This window comes from Nonomuraea sp. B208 (assembly GCF_057536035.1).
The window spans coordinates 511,071-533,359 of the sequence record NZ_BAAJOU010000027.1 but is presented as its reverse complement, the minus strand read 5'-3'; the positions used below and the strand labels follow the sequence as shown (position 1 = coordinate 533,359).

Genomic DNA, 22,289 nt, shown 5'->3' with positions numbered 1-22,289 from the left:
GGCAGGCGGCGAGTCATTCGTCAGGCCGCGCCTCCCGCGCCTCAGCGAGGCTTTCGAGTGCGGCGGTCGCGCGGCCGCGTTCGTCCTCGTCGCCCGTCTCGGCGGCGATCTCCAGCGCCAGCCGGTGCCGCTGCGCCGCCTCGCCGTCACGGCCCAGGGCGTGCAGCGTCTCGCCGATGGCGTTGAGGACGCTGGCCTCGCCGTACCGGTGCCTGGTCGAGCGGAAGATGTCCAGTGCCTGCTCCAGGTGGCACAGGGACTCGTCGAACTTCGCCTGGCGGCACAGGGCGGTGCCGAGGTTGCTCAGCGCGGTCGCCTCACCGTCGCGGTGCTCGATCTCGCGGAACAGGTCCAGCGCCTCGCGCAGTTTCGCGACGGCGAGCGTGTCGTCGCCGAGCGCGGTGTAGATCTGGCCGAGGTTGCACAGGGCGATGGCCTGGCCGGAACGTTCGCCGAGCGTGGCGAAGATGTCGTGCGCGGCCAGGAGGTGCTGCGCCGCCTCGGCGTGTTCGCCGATCGACTCCTCGAGGTTGCCGAGGTTGGTGAGCGCCGCGGCCTGGCCGAAGGGGTCGTCGAGGTCGCGGTAGAGGGCGATGGCCTCGCTGTGCCGGGCGGCCGATGAGGTGAAATCGCCGAGGCGTTCTTCGATGATGCCGAGGTTGGACAGCGCGCGGGCCTGGCCGTGGCGGTTGCCGGTGCGCCGGCACAGCTCCAGGGCTTGGCTCAGCTCTTCGACGGCGGGGGCGTACCGGCCGAGGAGGCGAAGGATGACTCCGGTGTTGGTGCGTAGGTGCGCCTCGCCCTGCGGATCTGCCAGCTGCCGGGCGGCGTCGATGGCGCATGCGTAGATGGACAGGGCTTCGGTGCCGTGACCCGCTTCCAGGTAGCGGTGCAGGGCGGCGGCGAGGGTGACGGCCCGTTCCGGGCGTCCCTGTCGGACCGCGAACTGGCAGATCGTGCCGAACGACGCCAGTTCGCTGTCCAGCCAGGACAGTGCGGCGTCCGGTGAGAGGGTGACGCCGCCGGGTTCGAGTGCGAGTCCGGCGTGCCGTCTGCTTCCGCTCCAGCCGGGGTAGAGGGTGTCGCCGGCTTCGACGGCGGTCTCGCAGTAGTGGTCGAGCAGCCTGTCGGTGGCGGCCTGCCGTTCGGCGTCGCCGTCGGTGGCGAGGCTCATCTCGGTGGCGTACGCGCGCAGCAGGTCGTGGAAGCCGTAGCGTCCCAGGGCGTCGCAGCGCAGCAGGTGCGCCGAGGCGAGGCGGTGCAGGAGACGGGCCGCGCCGATCTCGTCGAGGTCGGCCAGCGCCGCGACGCAGGCCGGGGTGGAGTGGGGCGCCGGGTTCAGGCTCAGCAGCCGGAACAGGCGCTGCGCCTCGGGGTCGAGGAGGCGGTAGGAGCAGCCGAAGACGTGCCGGATGGCCGCTGCGCCGCCCCAGTCGAGCAGGTCCAGGGGTCCGGCGCGATGGAGGCGGGTGACCACGCCGGCGAGCGGCAGGTGGGCCTGTGCTGCGGCGTACTCGGCGGCCAGGCGCAGCGCGAGCGGCAGGCGGGCGCAGATTGCGGCGAGCGTGTCGACGCTGCCGGGATCGGTGCCCGCCCGTTCGCCGAGCAGCCGGCGCAGCAGGTGGGCGGCGTCGGGGTGGGGCAGCAGGTCCAGTTCGATGCGGTGTGCGCCGTGCAGGGCGGCCAGGGTGGCGAGTCTGTCGCGGCTGGTGATGAGGATGAGGGTGTCGTGCGTGCCGGGCAGCAGCGGCCGTACCTGGTCGGCTGTGGCCGCGTTGTCCAGCAGGACGAGCAGTTTGCGGCCGTCGGTCTCGGTGCGCCAGCGGGCGGTCCGCGACTGGGTGTCGGCCGGGATGTCGTGGTCGGGCACGCCGACGGCGGTGAGCAGGCGGCCGAGTGCCTCGTACGGGGACAGTGCGTGCTGGGCGTCGTCGCCGCGCAGGTCGAGGTGGATGCGTCCGTCGGGGAACCGTTCGCGGTTGTGGTGGGCCCAGTGGACGGCGAGCGCGGTCTTGCCGACGCCCGCGGTGCCGCAGAGGATGGCGATGCCCGGTGGGCGGTGGGCGTGGGCGGCGTCGAGCAGGGCGAGCTCGTCGGCGCGTCCGGTGAAGTCCGGCACCGGTGCCGGGAGTTGGCGCGGGATGGTCGGCGGGTCGCGGTTCTCGTGTTCCTCCAGCAGTTGCCGGTGTGCCTGCCGGAGTTCGCCGCTCGGTTCGACGCCGAGTTCGTCGGCGAGGGCGCGGCGGGTGGCCTCGTAGCGTTCGAAGGCGATGGCCCGCTGGCCTGTCGCCTGGTAGGCGCGGATCAGTGTGGCCTGTACGGCTTCGTCGAGTGGGTTCGCGGCGCCCTGCACGGCCAGCGCGGCGATGATCTCGGCGGCGTTGCCCGCGCGCAGCATCAGGTCCCAGTAGGACAGCTGGGCGCGGCGGCGTTCGGTCTTGAGGCCCCACACCTTGGGGTGGTCTTCGAGGGCGGGCAGGTCGCAGAGGGGGTCGTCGTCCTCCCACAGCCGCAGGGCTTCGCGGTAGAGCGTGGCGGCTCGGGCCGGGTCGCCGCGGTTCGCGGCCTGTTGGGCGGCTGCCACCGTACGCCGGAAGCGCAGCAGGTCGAGGGCGTCGTCCGGCAGGCGCAGCAGGTATCCGTCGCCGACGGTGGAGAGCACGCCGTCCTGGCCGCGTGGGCTGTGGCGGGGGTCGAGCAGGCGGCGCAGGTGCTTGGTGTGGGTGTGCAGCACGTTGACCGCGCTTGAGGGCGGCCGTTCGCCCCACAGCGACTCGATCAGCTCCCGGCGGGTGGTGAGCCGTCCGGCGTTGAGCGCCAGGACCCCCAGCATCAGGCGGCGGGCGGGCGGCCCGGCGTCGACCTCGCGATCATCGTGCCACACCCGGAGGCGGCCGAGCACTTGGACGACCAGCACCGCCACAGTGTTCAGCAAACATCCAGAGGCTGTCCAGAGGCCGGGGCTCTCTTCGCCTGACGTCTCTTTTTACGAAGGGAGTAACCCGTGGTCAGACGGGTCCGCGTCATCTGACCGCGGTCGCGAACCGTGCCATCACGCCGGCGACGGCGGCCGTGCCGAATTTCCATAAACTATGAATATAAAAATGCTATGCTTCTGGTGTGAGTCATCAGGACCCCGCTCCCGGAGCGGCCGCCGCCATCGGGGCAGCCCTCTACGGCCTGGCCACCAGAGCCGTGAGACGCCTGCCCCGTGACATGAGCCTGACGTCCGCCGCCACCCTGGCCACCCTGGACCGGACCGGCCCGCGGCGCATCACCGATCTGGCCGCGGTCGAGGGCGTCACCCAGCCCGCGATGACCGCCCTGGTCCGGGTGATGGAGGAGTCCGGCCTGGTCGAGCGGCGCGGCGACGCGTCCGACAAGCGGGTCACGCTGGTGTGCCTGACCGAGGCCGGCGCCTCCTATGTCCGGAAGCGGCGCCAGGCGGGCGTCCACGCGTTCGAGCGGTTGATCGGCGAGCTCACCGGCGACGAGGTCGAGGCGCTGGTGGCGGCCCTTCCGGCGCTGAAGCATCTGGCAGAGCTCGAAAGCCAGGACCGCGAAGGGCCGAAGCGGTGAACGGGCAGCCGGCCGCGGGGTCGCGTACCGAGGGGCGGCTGCTGGTCCCCGCCCTGATGTTCATCGCTCTGGTCGTGGCGGCGGTCGCCAGCCTCGGGACGCCGCTCATCACCAGCGTGGCGACCTCGTTCCACGTCTCGCTCGGCAGCGCGCAGTGGACGCTGACCGTCGCGCTGCTCAGCGGCGCCGTCGCCACGCCGGTCCTGGGCCGGCTCGGAGCCGGCCCGCACCGGCGGGCCGCGATCCTCGTCACGCTGGCGGTCGTCGTCGCCGGCAGCGCGCTCACCGTGCTGCCGCTGCCGTTCGCGTGGCTGCTGGCCGGCCGGGCGGCCCAGGGCGTCGGGCTCGGGCTGACGGCGCTGATGATGGGCGTGGCCCGGGACCACCTCCCCGAGGAGCGCAGCGCGTCCGTGATCGCCCTGATCTCGGTGGTCTCGATCATCGGGGCCGGCGTCGGCTACCCGCTGGCCGCACTGCTCGCCGAGCTCGGCGGAGTGCGGGCCGCCTACGGCTTCGGCCTGGTCGTCACCGCCGCCGCCCTCCTGACCGCGTGGCGCTCCATGCCCGAAGCCCCCGAAGGCCGCTCCGCCCGCGTGGACGTGGCGGGCGCGGTCGTCCTGGCCGCCGCGCTGCTGCTGGTGCTGTTCCTCGCCGGCGAACGGGATCTGTGGAGCCGGCACCTCGCCGTGGCGGCGGGCCTCGCCGTGGTCGCGGTGGTGCTGCTCCGCGTCTGGGCCGTCATCGAGCTGCGCAGCACGACGCCTCTGGTCGATGTGCGGGCGGTGCGGCACCCGGCGGTCGCCGGGGCGAACCTCGCCATGTTCGTCGGCGGGATCGGCATGTACCTCCTGCTCACGCTCATCACCCGGTACGCGCAGACGCCGCACGGCGCCGGCTACGGCTTCGGGCTGACGACCTTCGTCGCCGGGCTGGTCCTCATCCCGTTCTCGGTGCTGGGGTTCGTCGCCGGCAAGCTCACGCCGCGGGTCCGGACGCGGATCGCCGACCCCCTGCTCCTGGCCGGCAGCGCCGTCGTGGTCGGCGGCGGGTTCGCCCTGTTCGCGGCGGCCCGGTCGGACCTGGCCGAACTGTTCGTGGCGATGGGCGTGCTCGGCTTCGGCGTCGGCGGCTTCTCGGCCGCGATGCCCGGCGTCATCCTGGCCGTCACCCCCAAGAGCGAGACGTCGAGCGCCATGAGCTTCAACTACGTCGTCCGCAGCGTCGGATACTCGCTGGGCAGCGCCGTCGGCGGCCTGATCCTCGCCGCGGGCACCGGCCCCGGCCACCTCTTCCCCGACGACAGCGCCTACACGACCGCGGCGCTGATCGGCATCGGCGCCATGGCGATCACGACGCTGACCAGCCTCGCTCTCGCCCGCCGGCGCTCGTCCGAGACCGACTCTTGAGTCAGATGCCGTCGCTACGTACGAGAGCGCGGCCTACCAGGAGGCGTTGGCCGCCTTCTCCGACGCCGTCGAGCGCGAAGTCATCGACTGACCGAGGTCCAGCCGGATCTCGGCCGCGCGCGTGCGCGGCCCGGCGGGCAGGCGAGGTGACGGCCCCGCTCGTTCAGGGCAGGTGGCGAGCCAGGTACAGCTTGGTCTCCACGTTCAGTATCACCTGCGCGCCGAGTCCGTCCCTGAGCGCGCCGAACAGCCTCTCGCGCACGTCCTCGTCCAGGAGCCGGTAGGCCGACTGGGTGGACAGGTAGGCGATGTAGTCGGCCGCCGACAGCGTGCGCTCCCACCGATAGCTCCGGGTGCCGAGGTCTCCGAACTCGGGCGGCATCCCCATGTCCGCCGCCCACGCCTCCTCGCCGGCCGGGTCGCTGATCGGGCCGGTGTTCAGGGTGAGATGCGGTGCGAACTCCTGGTGCGCGGCCCGCAGCGCGGCCGTCACCTCGGCGTCCCTGGGCCAGTCGGCGTTCCAGAACAGGGCGATCCCTCCTCCTGGGGCCAGCGCCGCCGCGGCCCGCTGCCAGCGCACCTCCTTGTCGACCCAGTGCCAGGCCTGCGCGCACAACAGCAGCCCGAAGCGCCGCTCCGGCACGTACTCCTCGAACGTGGAGACGGTGACCGTCACGTTCGGCCGGTCCGCGACGCGCCGGGCCAGCAGCGCCGCCATCGCCGGATCGGGCTCCGTGGCCGCCAGGTCGATGCCGTGCGCCGCGAACAGCTCCGTCGCCTTCCCCGTGCCCGCGCCCACCTCCAGCGCCGACGGCCCGGCGTAGGCCAGGACGTCGGCGACCAGCTGGGCCGGATAGCTCGGCCGGATCCTGTCGTACTCGTCGGCGATCTCGCCGAACACCCGTCCCCGAACCCGGTTCGTTGTCATGGGCCCGATCCTAGGAAACCTTGATCCGGTCGCGCACCCCTTCCGGTTACTGGTTACAAGATTTGAAATTTGTCACCGATCCGCTTAGCGTTCGTCGTATGGAACGGAGAAGACTCGGTGACGACGGGGTGTGCCGCTGATGCCTGCCCGAAGCCCGCTGGACGCGGACACCATCCTGGCGGCCACCGAGGAGATCCTGCGCCGCCACGGACCGGACAAGGCGACCGTCGTGGACGTCGCCCGGGCGCTCGGGGTCACCCATGCCGCCGTCTACAAGCACTTCGCCTCCAAGCAGGCGCTGCGCGAGGCGGTGACCCGGCGCTGGCTCGACCGCAACCGGGACACCCTCGCCGTCCTCGCGGCCGACCGTACGGTCCCGCCGGCGCGACGACTGCGTGCCTGGCTGCACGCCGTCCTGGCCGTGAAGCAGGCCAAGATCCGTGAGGATCCGGAGCTGTTCGCCGCCTACGGAATCCTGGCGGCCGCGCACAGCACCGTCGCCACCGACCACGTCGCCGACCTGCTGGGCCAGCTGGCGGCCGTCATCGCCGACGGCGCCGCCGACGGCAGCTTCCGCACCGGCGACGCGGCGGCCACCGCCCGCGTGGTCTTCCACGCCACCGCCAAGTTCAACCACCTCGCCCATGCCGCCGAATGGCAGAACCCCGGCATCGGCGCCGAGCTCGACGAGGTGTGCAGCTTGCTGCTCGAAGGACTTCAGTCCCCCGCGCCCGCGACGAACAAGGAGTGACGAACGACCGTGGTTCAAGCAATCGGAGTGACCCGACCAGGCGGACCGGACGCTCTCCGCGAGCTCGACCTCGCGGCCGAACCCATCGGACCCGGCCAGGTGAGGATCCGGGTCACCAGCGCCACGGTGAACCCGGTCGACGCGATGATCCGTGCACGTCCGCGCCAGGACGAGGCGGATGAGGCGGACGCGGTGCGGGTGCCGGGCATGGAGGTCGCCGGCGTGATCACCGAGATCGGCCCCGCCGTAGACCGCCCGTTCACGATCGGGGACGCCGTCATGGCCATCGTGGTGCCCTCGGGCGAGCACGGCGGCTACCGGGCGGACCTGGTCGTGCCGGCCCGGTCGGTCGCGAGGATCCCGGCCGGGCTCTCGCACGCCCAGGCCGCCACCGTCCCCATGAACGGGCTCACCGCGCAGCTCGCGCTCGACACGCTGGCGCTCCCGGCCGGCGCGACAGTCGCCGTGACCGGCGCCGCCGGCAGTGTCGGCGGGTATTTCGTCCAGCTCGCCAAGCTGGCCGGGCTGGTCGTCGTCGCCGACGCCGCCCGGCAGGACGAGACCTTCGTACGCGACTGCGGGGCCGACGAAATCGTGCCGCGAGGAGACGATTTCGCCGCGGAGGTCCGGCGCCGCCACCCCGGCGGCGTGGACGGGCTGCTCGACGCCGCCGCGCTGGAGGCCGCCGCGCTCCCGGCCGTCAAGGACGGCGGCACCGTCGTCACCGTACGCGGCTATCAGGGCGACGGGACCGACCGGGTCCGCGTCGTCCCGATCTTCGTCCGCGACTACGTGGAGGCCGCGGCCGAGCTCGACCGGCTCGCCGCACTCGCCGGCGACGGACGGCTCACCGTCCGCGTGGCCGGCCGGCTGCCCGCCGCTCGAGCCGCCGACGCGCACCGCTCGCTCGAACGGCGCGGTGTTCGCGGGCGGTTCGTCCTGCGGTTCGACTGACCGGGCGGGAGATCCGTCAGACGTCACCGAACATCCGGCTCCTGGCGCTCTCCGGGGCATCAAGAGCATGGAGTGCCTGGTTCAGTGAGCCTTCCTCGAAGCCGAAGTGGGCCTTCATCGCGGCCTTGATGTCGTTGATCTGCCGGAAGAGCTGCTGCGGCGATGACCGCGGGTCGTCGAGGCTCAGCTGGAAGTCGGCGAGCAGGCGCGCCAGGACTTCGTGCTCACGGCCCAGGCGGGCGATCGTGGGCTCCAGCTCGGGCAGCTGCCGCAGCAAGGCCGGGAAGAAGTCGCTGTCCTCGCTGCGGTGATGGCTGCCCAGGGCGGAGCAGAAGGTGTAGCAGAAGTCGCGGAGCTCGGGCTTGAGGCTCTGGGCGCGTTCGCCGGAGCGGATGGCCCTGCGGGCGTCCTCCAGCGCCTTCTCCAGGCGGTGGTGGACGTCCTGCAGCTCCCGATGCCAGGCGACGATGCGGTTGCGCGGCATGGCGGTGCTCAGCGGAAGTCGCCGGCGTGCTCGGCGGCGGCGTCCGGGTACGGGGCACGGACCACGCCCTGGTGGCGGATCATGTCGCCCCAGTGCCGCAGCGCGAACCCGCGGCCTGTCCGGCCGGCGGAGAACAGGTAGACCGCTTCCACGCCGGTCAACGCCGGCGCCGGCGACGCCGGGTCGCCCAGCTCGCCGCCGACCACCCGCACGCCGTACGGCAGGCCGGCGGTCCCGGGACGGCGGCTGAGGGCGCGCACCTCGGCGCCGTCCCCGCGCAGCGTGGTGATGAGGTGCCGCCCCACCAGGCCGGTCGCTCCGGTCACCAGGATCATTCGTGCCGTCCTTCCGCTGTCGGCGCCTGGCCGCGGTCGCCCGCGGCGAGCAGTTTCGGCAGCTGCTCCAGCAGGCTCTCGTGCCAGGCGATCTCGGCCCGCAGGCGTGCCGTGGTGTGATCGAAGGTCATCGGCTCCAGCCCGCGCAGGTACGGCTCGGCCTGCTCGCGCTGGTGCCGCCAGGCCGTCAGCCGGGCGATCAGCGCGTCGCGCCGGTCGCCGATCAGGGCCCTCAGGTCCGCTTCGCCGAGGTCGTCGGCGTAGTGCAGCGCGAGGTCCACCGGGTCGGGCCGCAGCCGGACCTCGCGCAGCGTCCGGTCGCGCAGCGCGATGAACTCCTCGCGTCCGGCCGCGGTGAGCGCGTACACCGTCCGCGCCGGGCCCCCCGCCTGCTCGGTGCGGACCACCTCGATCGCGCCCTCGGCGACCAGCCGGTGCAGGGCGCCGTACAGGGAGCCCACCTTGATGTCGGTCCACAGCTCGGTGCGGTCCAGTTGCGCCTGCCGCCGGATCTGATGGCCGTGCATCGGGCCGCGCAGCAGGGCGCCGAGCACGAACATGCGTACGTCACTCACCCGGCTACTCAAACACGAGTAGGTTCGGCTAGTCAAACGCGAGTAGTTGAAGCGGGGAGATGCAGATCAGCCGACGGCAGGGGCGAGCTTTACTCGATCATTTGCCAGCACCCGGCGCACGCCGTCGCCCGATGGGCATCATCACCCGTGATGCTCGCGACCCGAACGACCCGTTCCCGCCGTCACGCCGATTCCGGCACCGGCGGGCTGCTGGCGCGCGTGGTGTTCGTCATCGCCATGATGATCGGCGCGGTGTTCGCGCACGGTGGCGCCTGCGCCGCCCTGGAGATCGCGGAATCGGCCGATCACAGCGCCGGTGTGCGCGCGGCCGAGCCGCCGGATACCGCGCGCCATGCCGTGCACAACGCCGTCTGCCTGCATCGGGGCCTGCCTCCGCGCCACCAGCACGGCACCGAACAGGACTGTTCGGCGACCGGCCCGGCCGCCGTGCCGGCTCCCTCGACCCTGCAGGCGAGCGCCGTCCTGCCCGCCGCCCGGACCTGCGGCGGGCCGTCGCCCGTCAAGGCAGGCAGCCGCCTTTCGCCCGGACAGCATCCGGAAAGTCTCTGTGTGATGCGCGTATAGGACGACGACCGTCATCCGTCGTCCAATGCCATCACCAGGGGAAACACTTTCATGTCATCGCACGCAGTTTTCGCGCGCCCGCATGAGGGGGCCTCGCCGGGATATCCGGCGCTCTCTCTGACGGTCGGCAACACGCCGCTGATCCAGCTGCCCGCGTCTCCCGTGTCGGGGATCGGCGGTTTCTGGGCGAAGCTCGAAGGCTTCAATCCCGGCGGCATCAAGGACCGGCCCGCCCTGCACATGGTGCGCCAGGCCCGCGCCCGGGGCGAGCTGCGGCCCGGAGCCACCATCGTCGAGTCCACCAGCGGAACCCTGGGGCTCGGCTTGGCCCTGGCCGGGATCGTCTTCGGCCACCCGGTCGTCCTGGTGAGCGATCCCGGCATGGAGCCGCTGATGTGCCGGCTTCTCGCCGGATACGGCGTCCACGTGGAGACCGTGACCGAGCCGCATCCGGCCGGCGGCTGGCAGCAGGCCCGCCGGGAACGCGTCCAGCACCTGCTGGCCGACATCCCCGGCGCCTACTGCCCCGACCAGTACCACAACCCCGACAACGTCGAGGCCTACGCCGGGCTCGCGCACGAACTCCTGAGCCGGCTCCCCCACATCGACACGCTGGTGTGCTCGGTCGGCACCGGCGGGCACAGCGCCGGCATCCACGCCGTGCTGCGCCGGCACTTCCCCGGCCTGCGGCTGGTCGGCGTCGACACGGTGGGCTCGACCATCTTCGGCCAGCCCGCCCGCGCCCGGCTGATGCGCGGGCTCGGCTCCAGCATCCACCCGCGCAACGTCGCCTACGACGCCTTCAGCGAGGTGCACTGGGTCAGTCCCGCCGAGGCGGTCTGGGCCTGCCGCACGCTGGCCGAGCGGCACTACGTCTCGGGCGGCTGGAGCACCGGCGCGGTCGCGCTGGTGGCGGGCTGGCTGGCCCGCACCGCTCCCGGCCGGACCACCGTCGCGATCTTCCCCGACGGGCCGTGGCGGTACCACAGCACGATCTTCGACGACGACTACTGCCATGCCCACGGCCTGCTCGGCACCGTACCGGCGCAGGAGCCGGACGTGCTGGCGGCGTCCCACGAACGGGAGGTGCACCGCTGGACCCGCTGCGCCACCGTGACCGATCCTCTGGCGGGGGCCCGATGAGGGCCACGCTGCGCGAGTTCCGCTCCTTCGACCGGCCCGTCCAGCTGCTGCAGCTCAACCAGGCGGGCATCAACCTCGGCTTCTACATGCTGATGCCGTACCTGGCCCAGCACCTGGCGGGCGCCGGGCTCGCCGCGTGGACGATCGGGCTCGTCCTGGGCCTGCGCAACGCCAGTCAGCAGGGCATGTTCCTGATCGGCGGCAGCCTGGCCGACCGGCTCGGCTGCAAGCCGATGATCATGGCAGGGTGCGCGTTGCGGACGGTCGGCTTCGCCCTGTTCGGCCTGTCCACCACGGTGCCGCTGCTCATCGCGGCGGCGGTGGTGACCGGACTGGCAGGGGCGCTGTTCAACCCGGCCGCCCGCGCCTGCCTGGCGGCCGAGGCCGGGGAGCGCAAGGCGGCGGCGTTCGCCGTGTTCAACGTGTTCTACCAGGGCGGCATCCTGGCCGGCCCGCTCGCCGGGCTCGCGCTGCTGCGCGGCGGCTTCACCGTGGTGTGCCTGGCGGCCGCGGCCATCTTCGCGGTGCTGACCGTGCTGCAGGGCCTGTGCCTGCCGGCCCGGCGCGTCACGGCCGGACCGCGGCCACCGGTGCTGAGCGAGTGGCGCCAGGCGTTCACCGACCGCGCCTTCGTCGCCTTCTCGGTGGCGATGATCGCCTCCTACGCGCTGTCGTTCCAGATGTATCTGGCGCTGCCGCTGCAGGTGCAGCGCCAGGGCGGCGGCCCGACGGCGGTGGCGGCGCTGTACGCGCTGTCGGCGCTGCTGGGCATCACCGCCCAGGTGCGGCTGACCGCATGGTGCACGGCCCGGTGGAGCCGCGGCCAGGCGATCAGCCGCGGCCTGGCCCTGATGGGCGTGGCCTTCGTGCCGCTCGCGGCCACGGCGTACCTGCCGCTGCCGGCGGGCTGGGCGCCGGCACCGGTGGTGGTGTGCGCGCTGCTGCTCACCCTCGGCAGCCTGGTGGCGTTCCCGTTCGAGATGGCCACCATCGCCGACATGGCCGGACAGGGGCTGGTCGGCACCTACTACGGGCTGTACAACCTGGCGTGCGGCGCCGGCATCCTCGCCGGGAACCTGCTGGCCGGCGCCCTGGTGGACGCCGGCCGCGCCGACGGCCTGGCCGCCTTGCCGTGGCTGCTGCTGACCGCGGCCGGGCTCGCCTCCGCCGCGGCCGTCAGCCGCCTGGACCGCCTGCTGCGCGGCCAGGGAGCGCCCACGCCAAGGCGGTCGTGATCAGCCCCGCAGGTCTCGCACCATCTGCGCGCCCTGCGCAGAGCCGGACTGGCCGACTCGCGGCGGGCGGGCAAGCTGGTCATGTACCGGCTCACCGACGTCGGCGCGGTCCTGCTGGGTTCGCTGTCCGGCCGGCAGGTCACCGACGCCGGGTCGGCGACCGGCCGATAGGAGCCCCTGCTCTTGCCGCATCATGCCCGAATCGGGCTATCATCGCCACATGGCGATTGATAGTGATGCCGGCTCCTGTGTCAGCGCCGACGTCGCCGCCGGCGTCCCCCCGGCGGCCGCGCTGTTCCACTCCCTGGCCGACGAGAACCGGCTGCGCATCGTGCAGCGCCTGGCCCGCGGCGAGGCCCGCGTGGTGGACCTCGTCGCCGAGCTCGGCCTGGCCCAGTCCACCGTCTCCAAGCACCTGGCCTGCCTGCGCGACTGCGATCTCGTCGACTACCGCGCCGAAGGCCGCCAGTCCTTCTACTCCCTGACCCGGCCCGAGCTGATGGACCTGCTCGCCTCCGCCGAGCAGCTGCTGGCCGCCACCGGCCACGCGGTCACGCTCCGTCCCGCTCCCAGCGGTGTCCGTACGGGCGGCGCAGGGGCATGAGCGCGATCGACCTGCCGGGCCTCGGCCCCTCCCCGGCCCGGCGCACGACGTTGCGGCACCGTATCCGGCTGCTGGTCGCGGCGACCATCACCTACAACGTGATCGAAGCGGCCGTCGCCATCACCGCCGGCACCGTCGCCTCCTCGGCCGCCCTCATCGGGTTCGGCCTCGACTCCGTCGTCGAGGTCGCCTCGGCCGCCGCGGTGGCCTGGCAGTTCTCGGCCGCCGACCACGAACGCCGGGAGAAGGCCGCGCTGCGCGTCATCGCGCTCTCGTTCTTCGCGCTGGCCGCCTACGTCACCTTCGACGCCGCACGCGCCCTGCTCGGCGCCGGCGAGGCCGAACACTCCACCCCCGGCCTGATCCTCGCCACCCTCAGCCTGATGATCATGCCGTTCCTGTCGCGGGCGCAACGCCGCGCCGGCCGCGAGCTCGGCTCCGCCAGCGCGGTCGCCGACTCCAAGCAGACCCTGCTGTGCACCTACCTGTCCGGCGTGCTGCTGGCCGGGCTGGCGCTCAACAGCGCCTTCGGCTGGTCCTGGGCCGACCCGATCGCCGCCCTGGTCATCGCCGCCGTCGCGGTCAAGGAAGGCCGCGAAGCCTGGCGCGGCGACGCCTGCTGCCCGCCCGCGCCGGCCGTGCCGCCGGAGACCGGCGGATCGTGACCCGGGTCAGAACTGCACGTTGGTCATCGTGTACCACGTCGGGACGAAGGTCAGCAGGACCACGGCGACGAGGACCGCGAACGGCCACAGCACGCGCGCGGTGGTGAGGGGCGCGGGTGCGACGGGCCTCAGCTTCCACCGTCCGGCCGTGATGAACGCCGAGGCGCCTCCCAGCAGGAGGTTCGCGGGGACCAACGCGTACTCGCCGCGCACGATGTGGAAACCGGCCGCGAGGATCATCGTCAGGGTCAGGCCGGCGCCGGCGAGCGGCGTCAGCGCCGGCTTGACCTTCGCCATCGCCGGCAGGATCAGGCCGACGCCGCCCAGCACCTCACAGATCCCGATGAAGACGATCAGGGACTGCGGCACCGCGGCGTACCAGGCGACGGCCCGGGGCGCGTCCGCGTACAGGGCCGCGTCGTACAGCAGCACCTTGCCGAAACCGCTGCCGGCGAAGAAGAAGCCGAAGACCGCTTGCAGCGCCCAGAGCACGCCGTTGAGCGTGAACCTCGTCGGGCGCCTCCTGGGCTGCTGCTCGACGTCCTTGACGTCGAGTGCGCTGTTACTGACGTGCAGGTTCATATTCTCGCTACCTTCGGGCGACGATGATCTTTCCGTACGCCCTCCAGCCTGGCCGCAGGCCGGCACCGGCGACAACGCCAGGTTCGATAAGGTGCCTTAACCTCTCACTTAACGACGGAAGCGCGCCTGTGGAGCTGCGGGACATCGAGATCTTCCTGACCCTGGCCGAGGAGCTGCACTTCGGCCGGACCGCCGAACGGTTGCACGTGACGCCCGCCCGCGTCAGCCAGGCGATCAAGAAGCAGGAGCGCCGCATCGGCGCCGCCCTGTTCGATCGCAACAACCGGGCCGTGACGCTGACACCGATCGGCAAGCAGCTGTTCGAGGACCTCGCGCCGATGTACCGCGGCCTGCACGAAGGCATGGCGCGGGCCGCCCGCGCCGCCGGCGGGAAGACCGAGGTGCTGCGCCTGGGCATGCTCTCCAGCAACGTCCAGGATTTCCGGCCCCTGCTCGACGCGTTCCACGCCCGGCACCCGGCGTGCGAGGCACAGATCCGCTACGTCGGATTCGGTGACCCGTTCGGGCCGCTGCGCGACGGGGAGGTGGACGTCCAGATCGCCTGGCTGCCGGTCAGGGAGGCCGACCTCACCGTGGGGCCGGTCGTCCGGGTCGAGCCCGTCGTCCTCGCCGTCGGAGCCGGGCACCGGCTGGCCCAGCGGGAGACGGTGTCGTACGAGGACCTGGCCGACGAAGCCGTCATCGTCGGGGCCAGACCCGACTACTGGCGCGAGGCCCTCGTCCCCAGCCACACCCCCGGCGGGCGGCCGATCCGCATGGGGCCGGCCGTCACCGCCGAGAGCGAGATGCTGCCCATCCTGTCCAACGGCGAAGCCGTCGCGCTCGTGCACTCCCACGCCATCCGCTACCACTCCCGGCCCGACATCGCCTACGTGCCCGTCCACGACGCGCCTCCGGCGCGATGGGCGCTGCTGTGGCGCACCGCCGCGGAAACCGACCTCATCCGCTCCTTCGTGAACACCGCCCGCCAGATCGAGGCGGCACTGCCGGAAGGGAGTACGACGTGATCATGCATGACGATCAGGTGGACGTGCCGGCCGAGGTGGTCGCCGCCCTGGTCGCCGAGCAGTTCCCGCAGTGGACGGGCATGGAGATCCGCCGGGTGCGATCGACGGGCACGGTCAACACGATCTTCCGGATCGGGGACGACCTCGCGGCGCGCTTCCCCTTACGCCTGGCCGACGCCGCCGCCGTCCGGTCGGCTCTGGAGCGGGAAGCCCGCGCGAGCGCGGAGCTGGCGCGGGTCTCGCCGTTCCCCACTCCGGAACCGGTGGCGTTGGGCGAGCCCGGCGACGGCTACCCCATGCCGTGGTCGGTCCAGACATGGGTACGGGGAACGCCCGCCACGGACACCGACCCGAGCGGGTCGGAGGAGTTCGCCGAGGACCTCGCGGCCTTCATCGCCGCCCTGCGCGAAGCCGAGACCGGAGGCCGGCGCTTCAACGGCTCGGGGCGCGGCGGCGAGCTCACCCGCCACGACCCCTGGATGGAGGAGTGCTTCAGGGAGAGCGAGGGGCTGCTGGACGTGCCGCGGCTGCGCCGCCTCTGGAGCCGGCTGCGGGAGCTGCCGCGCGACGGCGACGACGTGATGAGCCACGGCGACCTGATCTCCGGGAACGTGCTGGTCGCGGCCGGCCGCCTCAGCGGCGTCCTCGACGGCGGCGGCTTCGGCCCGGCCGATCCCGCGCTGGACCTGGTCGCCGCCTGGCACCTGCTGCAAGCACGTCCGCGCGAGGTGCTGCGGCGGACCCTGGGCTGCGACGACCTGGAGTGGGAACGCGGCATGGCCTGGGCCTTCGTCCAGGCCATGGGGCTGGTCTGGTACTACGCCGAGAGCAATCCGCCGATGAGCGCGATGGGGCGCACGACACTCGACCGCATCGTGGCATCGGCCCGGCGGGACAGGTGACCCGGCCGGGACGGGACACCGCTCTCATGGTCCTCGACCGGGGACGCGTCGTGCAGCGCGGCACCCCCCCGGCGCGGGGGGCGGCGGGGTCAGGCCCGGCTGGTGGGGTGTGCCGGCTGGGTGGCCGCCAGGCTGGCCAGGAGCTTGAGCCGTTCTTCTGAGGTGCTGCCCGGCTCGGCGGTGTAGACGGTGAGGCCGTACGCCGTCCGGCCGGACACGGGCAGGTCGAGAGACCGGTAGGTCAGCTCCAGGTCGCCGACCTGCGGATGCCACAGCCGCTTGCTGCCGTCATGGCGGATGCGCACGTCGTGGACGGCCCACTGGCCGCGGAACTCGGTGCTGAGCGTGGACAGCTCACCGACGACGTCGCGCAGGGCCCGGTCGTGCGGGTCGCGTCCGGCCTCGGCGCGCAGCAGCGCCGCGCTGACGACGGCGGCCTCGTCCCAGTCGGCGAAGAACTGCCGCGAGCCCGGGTCGAGGAAGACGTAGCGGGCGATGTTGGCGCGGCCGTGCCGCGTCGTGGCGGGGCTGTCGAAGACCGGCGCGAGCAGGGCCCGGGCCAGCGCGTTGCAGGTGACGATGTCCTGGCGGCCGTTCCGTACGAACGCCGCCGACATCGTCATGGAGTCCAGCAGCCACTGGACCGGCGGCGGGACCTGGACGTCCCTGCGGCGCGCAGGCGCGCGGCGGGCGGCGTGGGCCAGGTCGAACAGATAGGTGCGTTCGTCCTGGTCCAGACGCAGGGCCCGGGCCACCGCGCCGAGCACCTCTTCCGACACGCCGCCGATGTGGCCCTTCTCCAGCCGCGTGTACCACTCGGTGCTCACCCCGGCCAGCACCGCGACCTCCTCACGGCGCAGCCCGGGGACCCGGCGCCGGCCGCCGGCGGGCAGCCCGACCTGCTCCGGGGTCAGCTTCGCGCGCCGGGTGGCGAGGAAGTCCCGGATCTGGGCGCGGTTGTCGGGCCGGTCGTCCATGCCTTTCACGGTAGCCGCAGGGTTCGCGCGCGTGGCGGTGGTAGAGGGGTTGAGCTTGTACCCCCGATGAACGCGCTCTGCCTCGTACGCGGCCAGGCGGGTTTCCTGTGATGCGTCAGCAGGACCTCCGACACCCGGGAGCATGACCATGACCGGCACGACCGTACTGATCACCGGCGCGACCAGCGGCATCGGCGCCCACACCGCACGACTGCTCCTCGACCGCGGCCACCGCGTGGCCGTCACCGGCCGCGACGAGAACAGACTGAAGTCCTTCCTCGACGAGACCGGCCACCCCGACCGGCTGCTCGGCATCGTCGCCGACGCCGCCGACTGGCCGGCCACCCAGGCCGCCGTGACCCGCACCGTGGCGCACTTCGGCGCCCTGCACGCCGCGGTGGCCAACGCCGGCTTCATGCCCGCCGACCACCCGCGCACCATCGCCGACGGCGACCCGGAGCTGTGGGCGCCCATGGTCCTCACCAACGTCCTCGGCCCCGCCCTGCTGGCCAACGCCGCCCTCCCCCACCTGGAGACCACGGGCGGGCGGCTGGTGCTCGTCGGCAGCGTCGCCGGCCTGAAGAACAGCCCCGCCAACCTCTACTCCGCCACCAAGTGGGCCGTCACCGGCATGGCCGAGAACCTGCGGATGTACGCCACCAGCCGCGGCGTCGGCGTCACCCTCGTCAACCCCGGCATGACCGACACCGCCTTCTGGCAGGGCGGCGTCCCGCCCTTCGCCCTGTCCCCCGAGCCCGTCGCCGAGGCCATCTGCTTCGCCCTCGGCCAACCGGCCGGCGTCGACCTCAACACCCTGACCATCCGGCCGGTCGGCCAGCCCGCCTGAGGCGGCTCTGACACTCGAACGCCGGCATGGGCCCTCGATCACGACCGTGAGACATGAGCGTCTCGTGCCGCGCCGCCGAGGTGTCCCGGCGGGAGCTTGCGGCCGTAGGCGACCAGGAGGAGGTCCTGGGCGGCGCCGGTCAGGAGCGCGCCGGCGCCGAAGGACCAGTCGAGGTCGTCGGCGCGCAGTTCGACGCCGTCGAGATCGGCTCCGAAGAACTTGAGGGTACGGGGAGTGACCTGCTCCAGGAGGAGGCGCACGCGGTCTTCCGGTACGCGGCGGCCGAGGCCGAGGGCGACGCTGATGTCCAGGCCGTGGACCACGTCGTGCCCCAGGGCGGCCGCGATGCCACCCACCGGAGGCTTCCACGGATGGTGCGCGTTGTCGCGGATGGCGCTGACCAGCTCGGCCGTGGACAGGGCGGCGGCGTCCTGGCGGGCCCGCCGATCCGCCATCCGGTTGATGTCGCCTCGAGCCTTGACGAGTTCGAGCACCTGCCGGGGCAGCGAAACGCGGAATCCCATCGACATGTGGGCCGCGACCTCGCGTACGCGCCAGCCGGCGCACAAGGTCGGTGCGTCCCACTGGGCGGGTGTCAGGCTCTCCAGCATCGCCGCCAGTTCCCGGCGTTCGCTCGCGATCGCGGTGGCTGTGTCCATGGGTGCGGCTCCTGTCCTCGGCAACATCAATAACGAGATTACGGTAATAATAGAATTATGCGAATGACAAGGGCCGAGGCCAAGGAGCACAACCGGCGGGCCCTGCTGGCCGCCGCGCGCCTGATCGTCGCCCGCGACGGCCACCGGGCCAAGCTGGAGGAGATCGCCGAGCAGGCCGGGCTGACCACGGGCGCCGTCTACTCGCTGTTCGGCAGCAAGAACGGGCTGCTGATCGCCCTGGTCACCGACTACCTCACCCCGCACTACGACGGCATCGAGCAGACCGTCCCCGACGGCCTGGACCTCGTCGAGGCGGTGGAGGTCTTCGCCCGTCACTACCGCCGCCTGTGCGACGACCCCGACGCGCTGCGCCACCTGTCGTTCGAGATCAGCCTGCAGGACCTGGCCCTGCGCGACCCCGAGCTGGCGCCCAGGCTCGCCGCCTCCGTCCGGGAGCACGAGGAACGCCTGACCGCGCTGCTGTCCGGCAGGGTCCACGACGGCAGCGCCGTCACGTCGCGGCAGGCGCGCCGCCTGGCCACGGCGCTGCGCGCGCTCATGGTCGGCCTCAGCCAGGGTGTCACTCTCGGCCTCGCCGACGCCGCCTCCGAAAACTATTTCGCGGCCACCGCCCGCGCCCTGATCACCCCGGACGTGCTCGGACCGCCCTGAGGGGTGGGCTTCAGAGGGGCGCGCCCGCCCAGCGCCGGCAGATCGTCAGCATCTGCTGCTCGGTGGGCTTCTCCACCAGCGGCCTGCTGTCCGGGGCGGCGCGCAGCCCGTCGAGCATGACCTGCAGATAGCGGCGATAGAGCCCCGGACGGACCTGGACGGAGTGCTGCGCCAGGTCGGTCACCAGCCACAGGATCATCACCACGTCGTCGCCGGCGACGCCGTCACGCAGGTCGCCCTCGGCCCGCGTCCGGTCGAGCAGATGCCGCATCACCTCCGCGACGCCTTCGACGGTTGACCGGCCGAGCCGCCATCCGCCGCCGCCGAGCGCGACGTCCCGCAGTCCGAGGTTGTCCACCAGGAGCTCGGTGATGCTGCCCAGGAGGAGCTCGAGTCCGTCCCAGGCCCGCTCGGCCTCGCCCGCGCGCTGCGCGACCTCCGCCAGCTCGCCCAGCGGCTCCTCCAGCGCCGCGCGGATGAGCTCTTCCTTGTCGGCGAAGCGCCGGTACACGGTGCCGACGCCGACGCCGGCGTGGTGGGCGACCTCGTTGAAGCCGACGGCGAGGCCGCGCTCGGCGAACAGCTCGCGAGCGGCGCGCACGATGCGGTCCCGGTTGCGCTCCGCGTCCCGGCGCAGGCTGCCACGCCGCATGGGCTCGTCGGCGGCGGCGGGTCGCGGTTTCACGTGTCGAAGCGTACCCCTGGGCGGATCGATGGGATCAACGTCACAGCCCGCACCTCCGATGAAACGGATGAGAGATATCCACTTCTCACTAGACTTGCCGAATCGGATAGGTCTTATCCGGTTTCGGACCCCACGTGAGAAGCGGAAAGTGAGTGCTCGATGGCCGAACTGCTCTACCGGCTGGGCCGGTTCACCGCCCGGCGGGCCTGGTGGGTGATCTCCGCCTGGGTCGTCGTGCTCGCCCTGGCCGTCGGAGCCTTCCTGGCCTTCGGCGGGACGATGAGCTCGACGATGACCATCCCCGGCACGCCCACGGCGCAGGTGACCGACCGGCTCAAGACCGAGCTGCCGGTGGCCAGCGGCGGCACCGGGCAGGTCGTCATCCACTCCGGCAACGGTGAGGAGCTCACGGCCGCCCAGCGTGAGGGCGTCAGCGCCGCGCTGCGCAAGGTCGCCGGCCTCGACGGCGTGGACCAGGTGGCCGACCCGTTCATCTCCACCGACACGCGCGCCCAGCAGGCGAAGAAGATCACGGACGGTCTCGCGCAGGTCGAGGACGGCCGCGACCGGCTCGACCAGGGCCGGAAGCAGCTCGACCAGGCCCGCTCACAGACCGAGGCGGGCATCGAGCAGACCGAGACCGCCCTCCGGCAGGCCGGCACGAACCCGCAGCTCAAAGCGACGCTCACCCGGCTCAAGGCGACCCTCGCCCAGCTCGGCAAGCAGCAGGCCGAGCTCGACAAGCAGCGCGCGATTCTGGAGAAGTCCGAGCGGCAGCTGCTCACCGGACGCGACCTGCTGACCATCGCGCAGGACATCCGCATGGTCTCCTCCGACGGCTCCACCGCGACCGCGACCGTCGTCTTCGACCTGCCGCAGCAGGAGATCACCCCGGAGACCAAGGAAGCCGTCACCGAGACCCTCGACGCCGCGCTCCCCGACGGCGTCACCGCCGACTACTCCGCCGAGATCGCGCAGGGCGAGATCCAGCTGGGCGGCGTCGGTGAGGCGGTCGGCCTCGTCGTCGCGGCCGTCGTGCTCATCATCATGACGGGCACCCTCGTGGCCGCCGGGCTGCCGATCCTCAACGCGCTCTTCGGCGTGGGAGTGGCCGTCGCGGGCGCCATGGCCCTGTCGGGCAGCATCGAGATGACGTCGGTGACGCCCATCCTGGGCGCCATGCTCGGCCTGGCCGTCGGCATCGACTACGCGCTGTTCATCCTCCACCGGCACCGCCGCCAGCTGAAGGCGGGCATGACCGTGGAGGAGTCCATCGGGCTGGCCAACGGCACCAGCGGCAACGCCGTGGTCTTCGCGGGCAGCACCGTGCTCATCGCGCTGCTGGCGCTCAACGTCACGGGCATCCCGTTCCTCGCGCTGATGGGAACCGTCGGCGCGGTCGCCATCGCCGTCGCGGTGCTGCTCACCGTGACCATGACCCCGGCGCTGCTCGGCCTGCTCGGGCACCGGCTCCTCCCCCGGCGCGACAGGAAGGCCGCCGCGCAGGCCGCGCCCGTGCCGGCGTCCGCGCCCGTGCGGCCGATGACCATCGGCAGCGCCGTCCTGCGGATCGTGATCGGCGTCGGCGCGCTGGCCCTCATCGCGGTGCCCGCCGCCTCGATGCGTCTCGGCCTGCCCACGGGCGCCTCCGAGGCCGCCGACTCCACGCAGTACCGCGCCTACACGGCCATCACCGAGAAGTTCGGCGCCGGCGCGAACGGACCGCTGGTCGTCGTCGCCGACCTCGGCGACGGCGTGACCGGGGACGACCTCACGGCGGCCCAGGCCGGCCTCGGCAAGCAGCTCATGGACGTCGACGGGGTGACCGCGGTCGCCCCCGTCGGCGCGAACGACAAGGGCACCGTCCTGGTCTTCCAGGTCGTGCCGACGGGCGGGCCCACGTCGGAGTCCACCGAGGACCTCGTCCACGACCTGCGCGGCCGTACCCTTGAGCTCGGCTCCGACAAGGTGTCCCTGTCCGTCGCGGGCAGCGCCAGCGCCAACCTCGACATCTCCGAGAAGCTCGCCGACGCCCTGCCGACCTACCTCGCCCTCGTCGTCGGCCTGTCGCTGCTGATCCTGATCGTCGTGTTCCGCTCGATCCTCGTGCCCCTCATCGCCACCGGCGGCTTCGTGCTGTCGCTGTTCGCGGCGCTCGGCGGCGTCACGGCCGTCTACCAGTGGGGCTGGCTCGGCGGCCTCTTCGGCGTCACCGACCCCGCGCCGATCCTCAACTTCCTGCCGACCCTGCTGGTGGGCATCCTGTTCGGGCTCGCCATGGACTACCAGCTCTTCCTCACCTCGGGGATGCGCGAGGCGTACGCGCACGGCGCTCCCGCCCGGCAGGCGGTCACCGAGGGCGTACGGGCGGGCAGGGCCGTCGTCACCGCCGCCGCGATCATCATGATCTCGGTCTTCGGCGGATTCATGTTCTCCCACATGACGATGATCCGGCCGGTCGGCTTCGCGCTGGCCTTCGGCGTGCTCGTCGACGCGTTCGTGGTGCGCATGCTGATCATTCCGGCGGTCATGCATCTGGCGGGCGACAAGGCGTGGTGGCTGCCGCGCTGGCTCGACCGGATCCTGCCCGACGTGGACGTCGAGGGCGCCAAGCTGGAACGCCACCACCAGGCCCCGCCGGCACGGGTCCCGGAGACCGCCGCACGCTGACGGCACCTCGCCTGACGGGCCGG

The 22,289-nt window shown here is 72.5% G+C and carries 23 protein-coding genes; 14 read left to right on the top strand and 9 right to left on the bottom strand.

Features of this window, described 5'->3' with window-relative positions:
• Positions 1-13: 13 nt before the first annotated feature.
• On the bottom strand, positions 14-2,935 hold the full coding sequence (locus AC27IY_RS34130) for an AfsR/SARP family transcriptional regulator (RefSeq protein ID WP_487180480.1): 2,922 nt from the start codon (positions 2,933-2,935) through the stop codon (positions 14-16).
• 185 nt (positions 2,936-3,120) lie between these two features.
• Here AC27IY_RS34130 and AC27IY_RS34125 point away from each other — a divergent pair, with 185 nt between their 5' ends.
• Together AC27IY_RS34125 and AC27IY_RS34120 are read left to right on the top strand one after the other, a co-directional pair.
• Complete coding sequence (locus AC27IY_RS34125; protein WP_371248155.1) at positions 3,121-3,579, top strand: MarR family winged helix-turn-helix transcriptional regulator; 459 nt, start codon at positions 3,121-3,123, stop codon at positions 3,577-3,579.
• Complete coding sequence (locus tag AC27IY_RS34120; RefSeq protein ID WP_423476232.1) at positions 3,576-4,985, top strand: MFS transporter; 1,410 nt, start codon at positions 3,576-3,578, stop codon at positions 4,983-4,985. Before AC27IY_RS34125 ends, AC27IY_RS34120 begins: the two co-directional genes overlap by 4 nt.
• Positions 4,986-5,148: 163 nt before the next feature.
• Here the strand turns inward: AC27IY_RS34120 and AC27IY_RS34115 are convergent, their stop codons facing one another.
• Positions 5,149-5,913: a class I SAM-dependent methyltransferase gene (locus AC27IY_RS34115; protein ID WP_423476233.1), complete on the bottom strand. Its 765-nt coding sequence runs from the start codon at positions 5,911-5,913 to the stop codon at positions 5,149-5,151.
• A 139-nt stretch (positions 5,914-6,052) separates the two neighbouring features.
• On the opposite strand from AC27IY_RS34115, the gene AC27IY_RS34110 reads away from it, so the two are divergent.
• Together AC27IY_RS34110 and AC27IY_RS34105 are read left to right on the top strand one after the other, a co-directional pair.
• A complete protein-coding gene (locus tag AC27IY_RS34110) occupies positions 6,053-6,664 on the top strand; it encodes a TetR/AcrR family transcriptional regulator (protein WP_423476234.1) in 612 nt (203 codons plus the stop codon).
• Positions 6,665-6,691: 27 nt separating this feature from the next.
• Positions 6,692-7,618 carry an NADP-dependent oxidoreductase gene (locus AC27IY_RS34105; protein WP_423476235.1) on the top strand — a complete coding sequence of 309 codons (927 nt, stop codon included), beginning with the start codon at positions 6,692-6,694 and terminating at the stop codon, positions 7,616-7,618.
• A gap of 16 nt (positions 7,619-7,634) precedes the next feature.
• Here the strand turns inward: AC27IY_RS34105 and AC27IY_RS34100 are convergent, their stop codons facing one another.
• Genes AC27IY_RS34100 through AC27IY_RS34090 form a run of 3 tightly spaced genes read right to left on the bottom strand, consistent with a single transcriptional unit; the run spans position 7,635 to position 9,012 of the window.
• Complete coding sequence (locus AC27IY_RS34100) at positions 7,635-8,102, bottom strand: hemerythrin domain-containing protein (RefSeq protein WP_423476236.1); 468 nt, start codon at positions 8,100-8,102, stop codon at positions 7,635-7,637.
• Positions 8,103-8,110: 8 nt separating this feature from the next.
• A complete protein-coding gene (locus tag AC27IY_RS34095) occupies positions 8,111-8,437 on the bottom strand; it encodes an SDR family oxidoreductase (protein ID WP_487180479.1) in 327 nt (108 codons plus the stop codon).
• Positions 8,434-9,012 (bottom strand): PadR family transcriptional regulator, encoded by a 579-nt coding sequence (locus AC27IY_RS34090; RefSeq protein WP_423449395.1) that lies wholly within the window; start codon positions 9,010-9,012, stop codon positions 8,434-8,436. The genes AC27IY_RS34095 and AC27IY_RS34090 overlap by 4 nt, the downstream gene beginning before the upstream one ends.
• Before the next feature lie 150 nt (positions 9,013-9,162).
• On the opposite strand from AC27IY_RS34090, the gene AC27IY_RS34085 reads away from it, so the two are divergent.
• From AC27IY_RS34085 to AC27IY_RS34065, 5 genes are all read left to right on the top strand, one after another.
• Positions 9,163-9,597, top strand: coding sequence for a hypothetical protein (locus AC27IY_RS34085; RefSeq protein ID WP_423449397.1), 435 nt, complete (start codon positions 9,163-9,165; stop codon positions 9,595-9,597).
• A 51-nt stretch (positions 9,598-9,648) separates the two neighbouring features.
• The gene (locus AC27IY_RS34080) at positions 9,649-10,740 is read left to right on the top strand and encodes a PLP-dependent cysteine synthase family protein (protein WP_487180477.1); all 1,092 of its coding nucleotides are present in this window, start codon (positions 9,649-9,651) and stop codon (positions 10,738-10,740) included.
• Positions 10,737-11,975, top strand: a complete 1,239-nt coding sequence (locus tag AC27IY_RS34075) for an MFS transporter (RefSeq protein ID WP_487180476.1) — start codon at positions 10,737-10,739, stop codon at positions 11,973-11,975. Before AC27IY_RS34080 ends, AC27IY_RS34075 begins: the two co-directional genes overlap by 4 nt.
• 220 nt (positions 11,976-12,195) lie before the next feature.
• Positions 12,196-12,579, top strand: coding sequence for an ArsR/SmtB family transcription factor (locus tag AC27IY_RS34070; RefSeq protein ID WP_423476241.1), 384 nt, complete (start codon positions 12,196-12,198; stop codon positions 12,577-12,579).
• Positions 12,576-13,244, top strand: coding sequence for a cation efflux transmembrane domain-containing protein (locus tag AC27IY_RS34065; protein ID WP_487180475.1), 669 nt, complete (start codon positions 12,576-12,578; stop codon positions 13,242-13,244). The genes AC27IY_RS34070 and AC27IY_RS34065 overlap by 4 nt, the downstream gene beginning before the upstream one ends.
• Positions 13,245-13,250: 6 nt before the next feature.
• Here AC27IY_RS34065 and AC27IY_RS34060 read toward each other — a convergent pair whose 3' ends face one another.
• On the bottom strand, positions 13,251-13,826 hold the full coding sequence (locus tag AC27IY_RS34060; protein WP_487180474.1) for a DoxX family protein: 576 nt from the start codon (positions 13,824-13,826) through the stop codon (positions 13,251-13,253).
• A gap of 128 nt (positions 13,827-13,954) precedes the next feature.
• Between AC27IY_RS34060 and AC27IY_RS34055 the strand changes: the two genes are divergently transcribed.
• Together AC27IY_RS34055 and AC27IY_RS34050 are read left to right on the top strand one after the other, a co-directional pair.
• Complete coding sequence (locus AC27IY_RS34055) at positions 13,955-14,854, top strand: LysR family transcriptional regulator (protein WP_487180473.1); 900 nt, start codon at positions 13,955-13,957, stop codon at positions 14,852-14,854.
• A 2-nt stretch (positions 14,855-14,856) separates the two neighbouring features.
• Positions 14,857-15,756, top strand: a complete 900-nt coding sequence (locus tag AC27IY_RS34050; protein ID WP_487180787.1) for an aminoglycoside phosphotransferase family protein — start codon at positions 14,857-14,859, stop codon at positions 15,754-15,756.
• An 89-nt stretch (positions 15,757-15,845) separates the two neighbouring features.
• On the opposite strand, the gene AC27IY_RS34045 is transcribed toward AC27IY_RS34050, so the two are convergent.
• Positions 15,846-16,733, bottom strand: a complete 888-nt coding sequence (locus tag AC27IY_RS34045; protein ID WP_487180472.1) for a helix-turn-helix transcriptional regulator — start codon at positions 16,731-16,733, stop codon at positions 15,846-15,848.
• A 148-nt stretch (positions 16,734-16,881) separates the two neighbouring features.
• Here AC27IY_RS34045 and AC27IY_RS34040 point away from each other — a divergent pair, with 148 nt between their 5' ends.
• Positions 16,882-17,580: an SDR family oxidoreductase gene (locus AC27IY_RS34040; RefSeq protein ID WP_423449410.1), complete on the top strand. Its 699-nt coding sequence runs from the start codon at positions 16,882-16,884 to the stop codon at positions 17,578-17,580.
• A 38-nt stretch (positions 17,581-17,618) separates the two neighbouring features.
• Here the strand turns inward: AC27IY_RS34040 and AC27IY_RS34035 are convergent, their stop codons facing one another.
• On the bottom strand, positions 17,619-18,239 hold the full coding sequence (locus AC27IY_RS34035; protein WP_487180471.1) for a maleylpyruvate isomerase family mycothiol-dependent enzyme: 621 nt from the start codon (positions 18,237-18,239) through the stop codon (positions 17,619-17,621).
• Between the two features lie 63 nt (positions 18,240-18,302).
• On the opposite strand from AC27IY_RS34035, the gene AC27IY_RS34030 reads away from it, so the two are divergent.
• Positions 18,303-18,911, top strand: a complete 609-nt coding sequence (locus AC27IY_RS34030; RefSeq protein ID WP_487180470.1) for a TetR/AcrR family transcriptional regulator — start codon at positions 18,303-18,305, stop codon at positions 18,909-18,911.
• Positions 18,912-18,921: 10 nt separating this feature from the next.
• On the opposite strand, the gene AC27IY_RS34025 is transcribed toward AC27IY_RS34030, so the two are convergent.
• Positions 18,922-19,596 (bottom strand): TetR/AcrR family transcriptional regulator, encoded by a 675-nt coding sequence (locus AC27IY_RS34025; protein WP_487180469.1) that lies wholly within the window; start codon positions 19,594-19,596, stop codon positions 18,922-18,924.
• A 159-nt stretch (positions 19,597-19,755) separates the two neighbouring features.
• Here AC27IY_RS34025 and AC27IY_RS34020 point away from each other — a divergent pair, with 159 nt between their 5' ends.
• Positions 19,756-22,266: an MMPL family transporter gene (locus tag AC27IY_RS34020; RefSeq protein WP_487180468.1), complete on the top strand. Its 2,511-nt coding sequence runs from the start codon at positions 19,756-19,758 to the stop codon at positions 22,264-22,266.
• Positions 22,267-22,289: the final 23 nt, after the last annotated feature.

Coding starts and splice junctions, on each gene's coding strand:
- AC27IY_RS34115 (WP_423476233.1), bottom strand. CDS start 5,913: ATGACAACGAACCGGGTTCGGGGACGGGTGTTCGGCGAGATCGCCGAC.
- AC27IY_RS34110 (WP_423476234.1), top strand. CDS start 6,053: ATGCCTGCCCGAAGCCCGCTGGACGCGGACACCATCCTGGCGGCCACC.
- AC27IY_RS34100 (WP_423476236.1), bottom strand. CDS start 8,102: ATGCCGCGCAACCGCATCGTCGCCTGGCATCGGGAGCTGCAGGACGTC.
- AC27IY_RS34095 (WP_487180479.1), bottom strand. CDS start 8,437: ATGATCCTGGTGACCGGAGCGACCGGCCTGGTGGGGCGGCACCTCATC.
- AC27IY_RS34085 (WP_423449397.1), top strand. CDS start 9,163: ATGCTCGCGACCCGAACGACCCGTTCCCGCCGTCACGCCGATTCCGGC.
- AC27IY_RS34080 (WP_487180477.1), top strand. CDS start 9,649: ATGTCATCGCACGCAGTTTTCGCGCGCCCGCATGAGGGGGCCTCGCCG.
- AC27IY_RS34075 (WP_487180476.1), top strand. CDS start 10,737: ATGAGGGCCACGCTGCGCGAGTTCCGCTCCTTCGACCGGCCCGTCCAG.
- AC27IY_RS34070 (WP_423476241.1), top strand. CDS start 12,196: ATGGCGATTGATAGTGATGCCGGCTCCTGTGTCAGCGCCGACGTCGCC.
- AC27IY_RS34065 (WP_487180475.1), top strand. CDS start 12,576: ATGAGCGCGATCGACCTGCCGGGCCTCGGCCCCTCCCCGGCCCGGCGC.
- AC27IY_RS34060 (WP_487180474.1), bottom strand. CDS start 13,826: ATGAACCTGCACGTCAGTAACAGCGCACTCGACGTCAAGGACGTCGAG.
- AC27IY_RS34050 (WP_487180787.1), top strand. CDS start 14,857: ATGCATGACGATCAGGTGGACGTGCCGGCCGAGGTGGTCGCCGCCCTG.
- AC27IY_RS34045 (WP_487180472.1), bottom strand. CDS start 16,733: ATGGACGACCGGCCCGACAACCGCGCCCAGATCCGGGACTTCCTCGCC.
- AC27IY_RS34040 (WP_423449410.1), top strand. CDS start 16,882: ATGACCGGCACGACCGTACTGATCACCGGCGCGACCAGCGGCATCGGC.
- AC27IY_RS34035 (WP_487180471.1), bottom strand. CDS start 18,239: ATGGACACAGCCACCGCGATCGCGAGCGAACGCCGGGAACTGGCGGCG.
- AC27IY_RS34030 (WP_487180470.1), top strand. CDS start 18,303: ATGACAAGGGCCGAGGCCAAGGAGCACAACCGGCGGGCCCTGCTGGCC.
- AC27IY_RS34020 (WP_487180468.1), top strand. CDS start 19,756: ATGGCCGAACTGCTCTACCGGCTGGGCCGGTTCACCGCCCGGCGGGCC.